The organism is Coprococcus sp. AM97-35 (genome assembly GCF_027697525.1).
Taxonomy (GTDB): Bacteria; Bacillota; Clostridia; order Lachnospirales; family Lachnospiraceae; genus Allocoprococcus; species Allocoprococcus comes.
Map to the genome: position 1 here is coordinate 1 of NZ_JAQESL010000035.1, position 11,747 is coordinate 11,747.

The 11,747-nt window shown below is 36.9% G+C and carries 17 protein-coding genes and 1 pseudogene; 4 read left to right on the forward strand and 14 right to left on the reverse strand.

Annotation, left to right across the window (positions count from 1 at the left end):
- Positions 1–51 precede the first annotated feature (51 nt).
- Positions 52–852 (forward strand): transcriptional regulator, encoded by an 801-nt coding sequence (locus tag PG840_RS15170; protein WP_270613825.1) that lies wholly within the window; start codon positions 52–54, stop codon positions 850–852.
- Between the two features lie 108 nt (positions 853–960).
- On the opposite strand, the gene PG840_RS15175 is transcribed toward PG840_RS15170, so the two are convergent.
- From PG840_RS15175 to PG840_RS15215, 10 genes are all read right to left on the reverse strand, one after another.
- Complete coding sequence (locus tag PG840_RS15175) at positions 961–1,443, reverse strand: cytidylate kinase-like family protein (protein ID WP_270613826.1); 483 nt, start codon at positions 1,441–1,443, stop codon at positions 961–963.
- Positions 1,440–1,637: a hypothetical protein gene (locus PG840_RS15180; protein ID WP_243014419.1), complete on the reverse strand. Its 198-nt coding sequence runs from the start codon at positions 1,635–1,637 to the stop codon at positions 1,440–1,442. The genes PG840_RS15175 and PG840_RS15180 overlap by 4 nt, the downstream gene beginning before the upstream one ends.
- A complete protein-coding gene (locus PG840_RS16965) occupies positions 1,553–1,741 on the reverse strand; it encodes a class I SAM-dependent methyltransferase (RefSeq protein WP_278414589.1) in 189 nt (62 codons plus the stop codon). The genes PG840_RS15180 and PG840_RS16965 overlap by 85 nt, the downstream gene beginning before the upstream one ends.
- On the reverse strand, positions 1,716–2,417 hold the full coding sequence (locus tag PG840_RS15185) for a transglutaminase-like domain-containing protein (protein ID WP_015527132.1): 702 nt from the start codon (positions 2,415–2,417) through the stop codon (positions 1,716–1,718). Before PG840_RS15185 ends, PG840_RS16965 begins: the two co-directional genes overlap by 26 nt.
- Positions 2,407–3,075 carry a class I SAM-dependent methyltransferase gene (locus PG840_RS15190; RefSeq protein ID WP_270540957.1) on the reverse strand — a complete coding sequence of 223 codons (669 nt, stop codon included), beginning with the start codon at positions 3,073–3,075 and terminating at the stop codon, positions 2,407–2,409. The genes PG840_RS15185 and PG840_RS15190 overlap by 11 nt, the downstream gene beginning before the upstream one ends.
- 14 nt (positions 3,076–3,089) lie before the next feature.
- On the reverse strand, positions 3,090–4,001 hold the full coding sequence (locus tag PG840_RS15195; protein ID WP_270613827.1) for a ketopantoate reductase family protein: 912 nt from the start codon (positions 3,999–4,001) through the stop codon (positions 3,090–3,092).
- Between the two features lie 19 nt (positions 4,002–4,020).
- Positions 4,021–4,803 (reverse strand): ZIP family metal transporter, encoded by a 783-nt coding sequence (locus PG840_RS15200; RefSeq protein ID WP_270613828.1) that lies wholly within the window; start codon positions 4,801–4,803, stop codon positions 4,021–4,023.
- A 482-nt stretch (positions 4,804–5,285) separates the two neighbouring features.
- A complete protein-coding gene (locus tag PG840_RS15205) occupies positions 5,286–6,152 on the reverse strand; it encodes a TrmH family RNA methyltransferase (RefSeq protein ID WP_008369093.1) in 867 nt (288 codons plus the stop codon).
- 44 nt (positions 6,153–6,196) lie between these two features.
- Positions 6,197–6,469, reverse strand: coding sequence for a hypothetical protein (locus PG840_RS15210; protein ID WP_008369091.1), 273 nt, complete (start codon positions 6,467–6,469; stop codon positions 6,197–6,199).
- 28 nt (positions 6,470–6,497) lie between these two features.
- Positions 6,498–7,010 (reverse strand): HD domain-containing protein, encoded by a 513-nt coding sequence (locus PG840_RS15215; protein ID WP_270613829.1) that lies wholly within the window; start codon positions 7,008–7,010, stop codon positions 6,498–6,500.
- 170 nt (positions 7,011–7,180) lie between these two features.
- Here PG840_RS15215 and PG840_RS17045 point away from each other — a divergent pair.
- Both PG840_RS17045 and PG840_RS15220 read left to right on the forward strand, forming a co-directional pair.
- Positions 7,181–7,402 (forward strand): annotated as a pseudogene (locus PG840_RS17045) (LytTR family transcriptional regulator DNA-binding domain-containing protein); the annotation flags it as partial.
- 21 nt (positions 7,403–7,423) lie between these two features.
- Entirely contained in the window at positions 7,424–7,888 is a 465-nt protein-coding gene (locus PG840_RS15220; RefSeq protein WP_270613830.1) for a hypothetical protein, read from the forward strand.
- 128 nt (positions 7,889–8,016) lie between these two features.
- Here PG840_RS15220 and PG840_RS15225 read toward each other — a convergent pair whose 3' ends face one another.
- Complete coding sequence (locus tag PG840_RS15225; protein WP_270613831.1) at positions 8,017–8,256, reverse strand: hypothetical protein; 240 nt, start codon at positions 8,254–8,256, stop codon at positions 8,017–8,019.
- A 123-nt stretch (positions 8,257–8,379) separates the two neighbouring features.
- Between PG840_RS15225 and PG840_RS15230 the strand changes: the two genes are divergently transcribed.
- A complete protein-coding gene (locus PG840_RS15230) occupies positions 8,380–8,895 on the forward strand; it encodes a helix-turn-helix domain-containing protein (protein ID WP_044998574.1) in 516 nt (171 codons plus the stop codon).
- Between the two features lie 50 nt (positions 8,896–8,945).
- Here the strand turns inward: PG840_RS15230 and PG840_RS15235 are convergent, their stop codons facing one another.
- From PG840_RS15235 to PG840_RS15245, 3 genes are all read right to left on the reverse strand, one after another.
- Complete coding sequence (locus PG840_RS15235; protein ID WP_008369083.1) at positions 8,946–9,362, reverse strand: hypothetical protein; 417 nt, start codon at positions 9,360–9,362, stop codon at positions 8,946–8,948.
- Between the two features lie 22 nt (positions 9,363–9,384).
- Complete coding sequence (locus PG840_RS15240; protein WP_055248899.1) at positions 9,385–9,600, reverse strand: hypothetical protein; 216 nt, start codon at positions 9,598–9,600, stop codon at positions 9,385–9,387.
- A 507-nt stretch (positions 9,601–10,107) separates the two neighbouring features.
- Positions 10,108–11,625 carry a hypothetical protein gene (locus tag PG840_RS15245; protein ID WP_117824752.1) on the reverse strand — a complete coding sequence of 506 codons (1,518 nt, stop codon included), beginning with the start codon at positions 11,623–11,625 and terminating at the stop codon, positions 10,108–10,110.
- Positions 11,626–11,747: the final 122 nt, after the last annotated feature.

Consider the following 11,747-nt stretch of genomic DNA (forward strand, 5'->3'; position numbering starts at 1 on the left):
TATCTTTAACTAAGGGAAACTGGCATATGCCTGCCGGACGTGTCAATTTATATGGAATTGTGCAGCATACTTAGAATCAGCATTAATGAATTTCTTGCAGGTGAAGATATCGGTGCTGAAAATGTAATTGAAAAATCAGACAGCAATCTTATTCAGATTACAAAAGAGAGTAAAAAGAAACAAAAAAATTTAAAAACAATTCTTGCTGTAGTAACTGTTTTTGCAGTAATTGTCTCTGCGATCCTTGGCACTTTATTCTTTCACAAACTGATACAGCCAAAAAATTATATTACCGCAATTGATCAGACAAGTACTGAGATGAAAACAGCAGAATTATTATCCGGAACAGACGGCGCATATCTTTTTCATTATTTTACAAAAGATGAATTTAAAACACTCACCATTTATGTATCTGAATATCAGTCTGGGACACTGATCAGTAAAAGTAAAGTGGCTGATTTGGACTATGACGGAATCGATTCCCCTTCCAGAGGCGTCATTGCTGTTGTGCCGGATTTTGAATCTTTTAAGGTAAAATTAATTGTAACAGATGATTATGCAAAATATTCTACGGATTTTCCTATTTTAGAAAATATAGAAAACAGAGAATATTATGGCAGAAGTGCAAGCCAGATAAAAGGGAAGATTCCGATTCAGATTCATTCAGCTTCGACAATAGAAGGCAAGACTGCTATCCCTTCAGACTCTGAGCAGGGATTAATGGCTCTAATCTATGGAAAAGACGGGTTGTCAGGGATTCCTATCACGGAAATGGAAAAAGGAATCGTTGGTGTGGAAAATGATTATGTATATTATCTTTCCTTCCAATTTGGGGGTAATCAAAGTTTTTGAGGGGATGTCTTTTTGAGGGTTTAGATTGACATAGGACCAATTTTTAGATTGACGATTCCTTAAGGGTCTATATCATTGACAACAAATATTATAAGGCTTTCTGTATTTTTACAGTTTCATAGCACTGCGGATGCAGTTCTCAATAAATTCTTCTCCAAAATCTGTATTCAGGCTGAGATCAAAGTTTCCGGCTGCATCCCACATACGTCGGGTGTAATAGCGATAGTTATCTGCACGCAGTTTTTCATTTTTCTGAACCGTAGCTTTGGCTTCTCCCTCAGAGATATTCTGTCTCTGTGCCACTCTTCTAATTCTGCTCACAAGAGGTGCTGAAAAAAATACTTTCAAACAGTTTCCGGAATTTCTGAGAACGTAATCTGCACAACGACCTACTATCACGCAATTGCCTTTTTTCGCAAGATTGCGTACAACCTGGCATTCTGCCTCGAAAATTTTATCCTTCGGCGCTTCATCCTGTCTGTCTGTATTCAGATACATCTGATTGACCAGATCATAAAGAAGGCTGTTTGTCATGATCTCCTCGTTTTTCTTAACGAATTCCGGTGTGTATCCGGTGGTCCCTGCTGTCATCTGGATAATCTCCGCATCATAAAAATCATATCTTTCAGGAATGCAAGTTTCTTACCGATGAGTCTGGCGATAAAGCCTACCAGAAGGGCAGCAATAACAGTACCTTCTCTTATACCAGCCAGTCTGTCCGTTGCGATTTTCCCCTGATATAAAAGCAGGCAATGAAATTGCCGCCCGGTTTCAAAACACGCCATATTTCATGAAATGCTTTTTGCTTGTCCGGAAATGCATGAAAACCATTCATACGGACAACGGTATCTAAAAGCTTAAAACTATCGTTCTCTAATCTTCCTGACATTACGATTCATGAGGTGTCTTCCAATATGTCTATAAGCAAATGCTTTAAAGGCTGAAATTTCTTGATGATGTTCCTTCAACAGTTCATCTGGACAATCATAAACACCAAAATCCTGATTGATTCCCTCGCTCTGAATATAAGTATTGTTCCTATCAAACTCAATAATGAGATTTCTGAAATCCTTGACTGCTACTCCATAACCGCAAAATGCACCTGTACATTCCGAATTTTGTTCCTGTAACTTCTTTATGTAGGTTTTATCCAAAATGAAAGCTTCCAGTTCGTACCACTGATTTTCGAAATTAATTTCTACCCAGCTATGGAAAATACTTTTTGGAGCATTACGGTAAACAAACCCGGTCATAGCCCCTTTCTGCAATCTTTTATCAATCGTAAAACCATGTACTCTGCATGGAATATTGCAGGCACGTAAAAGTGCCATAAATAAAGTTCCTTTTGTATTACATTGTCCATAACCATCTGCAAGTACTTTTGAAGCTGAAATTCCGTCATCAATATTATATCCAAATAAAACATCATCTCTTACATAGTTGTAGATTGCCTTAATCCTTTCAAATTCACCCATTTCCTTCCATTTCATATTTTGAATAAGTTTTTGAATTGCCGGATTAGAAAAATCAACCATTCGTGTTTCCCTAAGATACTTATCTTTCATTTCCTATCGCCTTTCCCATAGGTTTTCTCACGACACAATGCATTCGCATACCTTTACGAATTTCAAATTTTTCTACTTTTAATCCTGCTTTTTTGCAACATTTTATGACCACATCTCTTGTTGGCACTTGGACATCTCCATGTCCGCATATATTTGCCAACGGCATTTCCAATGTATTCATTAGCCATACCAATACTTTATTGTCACTGGTCACATCTCTCAGTATCAATCTTCCATTTGGGCGAAGACATCTTTTCACACTGTCAAAAAATGCCTGTGGATCCGGATAATGATGGAAGCTCATAGAACAAATAATTGCATCAAATGAATCCTTTTCAAAAGGAAAGTTCTCACAGTCTCCTACAACAAATGTTGCATTTGAAATATTTTTCTTTTTTGCCTGTTCAATCATGGCAGGAGTCAGATCCAGTCCTGTATAATGTCGGTCTGGATATTTTTCTACTAATAAAGAAATCATCGGAGCAGGTCCGCAGCCTGCATCCAATAAATCTCTAAATGGCTCCTTCTCTAATTCTTCCAGAATATCCGGATAATCCTTCTTGCACATTTCGTAAATACCAGCATGGCTACTTTCATATCTTCCTGCTGCTTTTGTAAACTCTTTAATTGACAATTTTTTATATTCTTCATTTTTCATGCTTTTTTCTCCAATCACTGTGCCTTTTTCGCCTTGCATCCGCATTTCTTCATTTTTTTCATATAAGCATAAAACTGCTTATGCAATTCCCTCATTTCATCTGGTGCCTTCATAGCATGTTGATACATAAATTTATCTCCAAAACTACTTCCAAATGTAACTGCCAGCATAATCGTCAGAAATGACAATGGCAAAAAGCGAAAAATATTCATTTTCCATGGTGACAGTTTACCCTTTTGTTTTCGCAAAAAGTTAAAATTTCTTTTCAGCCTTTCCGCTGTTTTCCTCATAATTTTCCATTCTTTTTCCACTTTCTCCGGATCGTCTGATTCATAATACGCATCCGCAATCGGTACCACCATAGCAAGATGACAAAGCTGCCATAGATGCATATCCGTTACTTTCTGGTATGGTATATGAGCATGCCTCAATATCTCTGAAAACTGCTTAGTTCTTTCGGATTTATTTCCTGATATTTCTGCAAATGTTGTCGGCTGAATCAACCTTGGAGTGAGTGCTGCATCAAGGATACCATCATCATTTATACTTCCGCCTGCTCCTGGAAAAGCCGGTAATATTCTTCCTTTTCCGACAATGTCTTCCCATTTATTGTAACTGTCCAGTGAATTTATCATTGTAACAATCGTATTACTTTTATTATTTTTCAATTCAGTAAGTGCTTCATACAGCTGGTTTTCCCGGACAGTAAGCAAGACAAAATCATAAATATCATCGTTTGGTAGTTCTCCAAGAATCCTAATTTCTGCCTTTATTACTTCCTGATTTTTCTTATATAGCAATCCATTATTTCTTAAAGCCTCAAATCTTTTTCCTCTGGCATAAATACTTGTATCATAACCGGCTTCTGCAAATAAAGCTGCATACAAGGAGCCGATCACACCAGCACCATAAATCAATATTCTCATAAGAATCATTCCTCTCCTCTTACCCCAGTGCCACATCCAAGATCATCATCAAACTAAATCCAAGTGCAAAGAAAAGCGTACCGATATTCGAGTTCTGTCCCTGAGACATTTCCGGAATTAGTTCTTCAACCACGACATATAACATGGCTCCTGCTGCAAAGCTGAGTAAATATGGTAATGCCGGGATTACCAGCTGTGCGACAAGAATCGTCATTACTGCTCCAATCGGTTCAACGACTCCTGAAAGTACACCTCCCAGAAATGCCTTTCTTTTACTTTCACCCTCTGCCCTAAGCGGCATGGATATAATCGCTCCTTCTGGAAAATTCTGGATAGCAATTCCAAGTGATAAAGCAAGTGCACTTGTTGCTGTAATCTGTGCATTTTCAGCAAGAAATCCAGCATACATTACACCAACTGCCATACCTTCAGGGATGTTATGTAATGTAACTGCCAACACCATCATCGTAGTACGGCCAAGTTTGCTTTTCGGTCCCTCTGCCTGATCACTTCCAACATGAAGATGCGGAATCAAATGATCAAGTGCAAGTAAAAACAATATACCAATCCAGAACCCAGCAACTGCCGGAACAAACGATAAAGTTCCCATATTTTCAGATTGTTTAATTGCCGGAATCAGAAGACTCCAGATTGAAGCCGCAATCATTATACCTGCTGCAAACCCTGCAAGTGCACGTTGCAGTAACTTGCTAAGTGTTTTTCTCATAAAAAACACGCATGCTGCACCTAGCGTTGTTCCAACAAACGGAATCAGTATACCTTCAAAAATATTTATTCGCATTATATTTTCCTTCCATATATGCTCGAAAAAATTCATTGGCAAAAATAATTATCTTCAGCGGTATAGTATTAGTTCTATAGCTTATTGATTATATTGCCTAATACCTAATATATGTTATTCTATAATCTTTCATACTTTCATCATGTTAGTTTTAACTAACCATCTAGTATAAAGAAAACCGTGTAAAAAGCAAACTGTAATTTTACACGATTTTCTTATGCTTAAGTATATCACTTACGTAATCATATAACAATATATTTCTTTCAACAATTTACAAAACTGGGCGGTGGAATTTACTCTTTCACACAATAATGTTATGGTTGTATCTCCTTCTGACAGCAGTACTGTAAAAATATCATATCTTCCAAAGGTGTAAATTCTACGTTTTTGCATTCGACTCTACGATTGCTGCATCAATCTTCTGAAAACGTTCTGTCAAATCTCTTTCCTCCTTCGTGTCATCTGATACAATACGGTTACCATTACAGAATTATTTTCCCAAGCTGCCAGAATGCCACCGCACTCGCCGCTGCCACATTCAGCGAATCAACGCCATGTGTCATCGGAATTTTAACCGTATAATCACATAACGCTATTGTCTCGTTTTCCAGTCCTTCACCTTCATTTCCAAGAATAACTGCCAACTTTTCTTCCTTCATCAGTTCCGAATCATCGATGCTGACCGAATCATCAGTCAGCGCAAGTGCTGCCGTCTTATAGCCAAGCTTTTTCAATTCTGCAATCGCCTGTTTTGGCCAGATTACTTCCCGCTTGCACCGCATTTCATTGCTATCCCGGATAAATGTCCACGGAATCTGAAATACGGTTCCCATACTCACCCTGGAAGCCCGTCTGTAAAGCGGATCACTGCATCCCGGACTCAGAAGTACCGCCTCCATATTAAGAGCCGCTGCAGACCGGAAAATTGCTCCTACATTTGTCGGATTCTGCACATTTTCAAGAATCGCGATTCTGTTTATCCCATCACACAGATCCTGAAATTTTCGAAGCGGTTTCCGTCTCATTGCGCAAAGCATTCCTCTGGTCAGTTTGAAGCCTGTCAATTTAGTCAGCACCTCAAAATCCGCTGTAAAAATCGATACTTTCGTATCATCAAATCTGTTCATAATCTGACTTGTTTCTTCATTCTCTTCCATCTGCTTCTTTTCAACAAGAACAGACAGTGGCTCATAACCCGCATCCAATGCTCTGCCGATCACCTTCGGACTTTCCGCAATGAACATTCCCTCTTCTGGGTGATCTTTATTCAGAAGCCGTGCTTCTGTGTACCTGGCATAAATATCCAATTCCGGCGCATTAAAGTCTTTGATTTCTATTACATTCAGCATTTCTTTTCCCCTGTTTTCATCCGTATATTTAATCTGATCACCTTTTACAGACCTTCGCGATACACCTTATTGATCGTTGCCTGCGCATGTTCCAATTCTTTTTTCTGGATAATTGCATTCCGATCGCTTAGAATTGCCAGCATCTCATCCACCACATCTTCCGGTCGCGGATCTGATATGCGGTACAGATAGCCGAGCATTCTTGTTGCTGTATAATCTGTGTTCATCTGTTTATAAGCAATTTCCCTGCAAAGGCTGTCCGGATAGCCTTTCTGTTGCAGTGCTTTGTATAGTTCATCCTGTTTTGATTGTGCCATAAATTATTCTCCAATATAATGCTTTTTATTATTCTTCTCTTAAAAATATTGATTCCAACAATCTGCATCCCGCTGCCGTCTTAAAAATACGGCATTTCGCATTTTCAATCGACACTTTTGAAAAATTACTCTCACTTGCATTTACAAGAAAATCTGCCTCTATTAAAATCTGATAATCAATCCCATCTATATTGGTGTATGTATGATGATGTGTGACCAGCCAGATAATACGCTCCACTTTCTGTTCTGATACAGGCATTCCTTCAAAAAACTCCTTTACCAACGGTTCACTTTCAAGTTCCTGATTTTTACCATTTGTGTTTCCATATTTTTCACGGCAAAGCGGACAGGATATATCATGCACCACAGCTGCAAGTTCAAGAATTCCCTGTGTGTTTTCATCCACACCTTCCTGCTCCCCTATCGTCTTTGCATACGCCCATACTTTCAGGAAATGTTCGATATCTCTCAAATTCCCCTGATAAAAATCAATCATTTTTTCAATGGCAACTGCTGTTATTTTAGATTTTTCGTCTTTCATTGCATTCTTCCTCCTGACTTCTTCTGATTTATCTTTTATAACTATAGCACACTTTTCATTCGCAAATCTATTTTTTGTCTTGTAGTTACGAATATCCGCATAAATAGAAAAAGCCCTTTGAAAAAAGAATTTTCTCCTCTCTCAAAAGGCAAGTTAAAAAATTAATATCTATGTGTTATAATGTTCCACTATATTTCGAACGAAAAAATATCAAAATTTCAGATATTTTTTACCTTACCAGACAGAATCCTCACACAATCATTACGCTTTCCTCGGGAGAGAGCTTTGCAACTACAATCCCGATAAAAGAACTTATGCTTTACTTGCCAGAAGAAGATTTTCTAAACATCTCAAAAGGCGTTGTTCTTCGAAAAAATCAAATTGTTCATATATCCGACGAAGGACTTTATACAATGACTGATGGTGCTGTCTTTCAAGGAAGAAAACGTAATCTGAGTCAGCACAAACAAATCCGTAAGGCACTTGGTTTAAATGTGCAGAACTATTCGGAGGTTTCAGAAGACAGCTCACTTCAATTATTTGATAGCTGTAGCTTTCTCAATGATATGCCACTTGCTTTTTGTATTATTGAACTTGTATTTGATGCGGAGGGACATGGTGTAGACTTTGTATTCCGTTACTGTAATGATGAAATGGCTGTTGTTGAGGGCGTTCCCGTTTCAGAAATGTTGAATCATTCCTTTTATGAAGTCTTTGAAAATGGGGATAAAAAATGGCTTGTTACTTATGCGGATGTAGCATTAAACGGCAACAAACATATCCTGCAGGATTATAGTCCGGAAATCGACAAGACTTTGACCATCTACTGTTTTCAACCTGCCAGCGGATATTGTGCATGTGTATTGATTCCGTCTTAGTGTTCTGCTATTTGGCGTATGCGATTACAAAATTATTTTTCTGTAAACAAAAAAGTGCGAAAGTCCTTGATTTTTTAAGGGTTTCCGCATCTTGAATTATCTTTTATTTTCTGAACCAGGCAATTTTTTTATTTTAACAAATCGAGCAGCGTATATTCATCTTTTGGAATCTTAGCTGTTCTATGATACTCTTTTATTGCTTCCACAAGAATCCCGGAATTAGAAAAATAATTAAACACGTAATCATATGATTTTACGTCAGACATTCTAAGATTTTCCTTGCAAAAATCACTTGGTTTTTTCCCTGACTTTTTGAATTCTTTATACTGATTTTCAGCAACCAGTAGTCTTTCTGGCTTCCTATCCATTTATAATCTTGTTGTTTACTGATGCTTCAAGTATAATAAAATCTATAAAGGAAATACACGCACAGCATGTGGACTTAATGCCTGATAATCCTCATGTTCGCGATATACAGGGAGGTTATTCTCATGGGGAAACAATCTACGAGAGAAAATAAGACAATTTATCAGATTTGCCGGGAAAAAGCCGGTCTCACCAGATCAGAAGCCAGTGAAAAAATGACTGCTGTTTCTGATTCTAAAATTGAAAAGTTTGAATATGAAATGCAGGAACCCACACCTTACGATATCATCCAGATGGCTGATGCTTACAAGCGCCCGGATCTCTGCAATTATTACTGCTCTCATAAATGCGAAATCGGTCATCGTTATGTCCCGGAGGTCGAAGTTTCTGATTTATCCAATATAATCCTGGAAACCATTGCCAGTCTGAATGAGATTAATCCTCTTACCACACGTCTGATCCAGATTGCCCGTGACGGTAAGATCAGCGATGATGAGATCAAGGATTTTGCTTTTATCAGTAACAAACTGGATGAAATTTCTCTGGCAATAGATTCCCTGAATCTCTGGGTTGATAAAACAGCCGGAGAGCAGGGACTAAACATCGAATTGCTCAGAGAAGAAAAAAAGAAACAGAAATAAGTATGAAAAACAAGGCAGCGAACCTATTTATGGTCCACTGCCTCTTTCCTTTACATATACTGTAACTGGTTTATGATGTATTCCGTTCTGCGGATAGCTTCTTCCACCTGATGTCTGGCATTATTGATTCGATCCTGCACCATCCAATCCACAACAAATCCATCAAAAAAATAATCTGCAAAGGATAAGAAATCTCCAGTATTGATGTTCAGATTACAAGCCATGTTCACATCATTTAATTCCCTACTGAAATTACGAAGATCATATTTCGCCTGTTCCATATTTTGTCTGGCCTGATCCATCTTGGAGTGTTTCAACATCGTAGAAAAGAATCCACCGCCAAACATATCCACCAGTCCCCAATTTTTTGCACTGTTCAGGTTTTCTTTTGCTGTCCGAAGACTACTTAACGCTCGTTGTCCTGCTTCAATCGCTTCTCGTTTCTCTTTTTCTATATCATATCCCATAATTTCTTCCCTCCTCGTATTTTTATGAGTTAGATGATATAAGTGCAATGATTCCGCCGATGATCAACAATGGAAATGCAATATAAATCAGTCCACCAACAACCATTCCTATCAAAATCACCGGAAAAAATACAACTGTACAGAGCAACTTTAAGATTCCCCAGGATGCTTTTACACCAAATATAAAAAATTTTCCAATAAACCAGATCATGCATATAGTAAATAGTAACGATAACATATTCTACTCCTTCTGACTCCTGTTATGATTTGAATCATTCATTTTTTTGATTGTTTACTTGATATAAACTCAGATGTATTTCTCACACCGATTTTACTACTGAATTCTGGGTTCTTCTCTATTTTTTCAATTATCCGAATTAACCTTATTCTCTGTGCCGTATCCATCTGCTCACCTCATTCTAACAGTTCTGCCTTTTGATATTTTCAGTATAACCGGACAACTTTTCAAAATATATACCTAATACAAAGAATTGAATATATGTAATTCTCAATTTTCGAGGAATATTAAAAAAGACCCAGAGGGAATTATTCCCTGCTAAGCCTATTGGTTATATAGCAGTATTTTTCATATTTGCTCTGATTTACTTTTTTTGTAATTTCTTCTCTGGAAATCTTCGAACCAAGGTGCATTCCTCGTTGCTTACACATATACGCTTTCATTGTTTCTATATTCTCATCAGCACTTCCTGACTCAAGTGAGCACATTTGCGAATTGTTTTCCTCATTATTTACATGCCACACTTCCAGAGCAGAAATTTGCATATGTTTTATGCATAACTATTGTTCCATTTGAAAACTTAATATCAATATCATTTGCAGAACCATATCTAACTATTTTAGCTTTCATTCCATTTCTCATTATCTTCTCTGTCCATAACCGTTCATTTTTCAAAGTACGCCTCAGTTGCGGAATCCCAGGTTTACCTATAGCTCCGTGAATAAAATCCTCATATTTTCTATCTTTCACAATAGTGCCATCTTTAAATTTAACGGTGATATGATTTGCATCTTTTACTTCAATAATCTCCGCCTCCTCATTACCTCTGTTTTGAATTTTTTTATCCCCTATATGATTTCTTGCATAACAGGAAGGCACTGCTACACTACCTGTACTAAATCTTTCCCATCTTGTTTTTACTATTTCTCCATTATCAAACTTCACTTTGATATCATTACTCAAATTATATTCAATCACTTCTGCCATCATCCCGTTCTTCATTTGTTTTCGTAAATTTAATCTTTGATTCTTTTTTGCCAGACTTGTATCTTTGGGATGTGAAATATTTCCTTTAACAAAACTTTGATAACATTTATGATATACAATTTCTCCATCCTCGAACTGTACAGTGATATTTCGACAACTAGACATTTTAATGATTTCTGCAACCATACCATTATTCATTTTTTTCTTTTCATATAAATGAATCGTTGCACGTTTATTATTTGATACATATTCCTTTATTGTACGTTTATCTTTCTCAAAGTTTATAAACTTATCATCCTTTTTGAGAACATCTCTGACAAAACTTTTCAGGCAACATTCCAATGAAGCTGACATAAATCTACTATCCTCTAAAATATAGTTTCTTCCACTAACACCAGAACATCCCGGTTCTCTAAAACGATAAAGTTTTATTCCCAACTTTTCAACTATTTTATTCTTTCCTTCATCATCTTTATTTTTAGTATGAGAATATTCACCATCATACTCAATCGCTATTTTCAGCTTATCATTATATAAATCAAGCTCTTTCCCTTCTAAACCAACTCTGTCAGAACGCTTTGAACGTTGTGGAATTCGAACAAACCCCAATGACTCTAAATAAAATCTTAATACCAATTCATTTTGTGATACATTTCCTCCAGAAATTGTAGGATGTGCAATACTACCGATACAAAAATCCCGCCAGGATACTCCCGTTCTTTTTCCGCCATCTTCAAACAAAATATCCATATCATGACTCCCCCTGTATTCAATAACCTCAGCAGTCAATCCATTATTCATTACCTTTTTCTCGCCAATTCGCTCTTCTCTATTTCTTGGAGCTTTAAAATGTTTTTCATAGTTGAAGTTTCCCTCAATAAAGTATCTCCAATTTTTTAACTTCATTTCTTTCCCATCACAAAATCTGATTATAAAATTTTCACAAGTACTATAACTTACAACTTGTGCCCTCTTTCCATCCCTGGATGTACTCTCTACCCCTATTCTTTCACTTGCTTTTGTTATGTATTTTCTCATTTACACGCCTGCATTCTAATTTGATAAGTGTTTCTTTCTAAAATCAAAAAATCCTGTTCTGTACACCAAAACATTATTTTTTGACTTCCTTTATTATATTTTTCTATATAAAGAAATTCCCA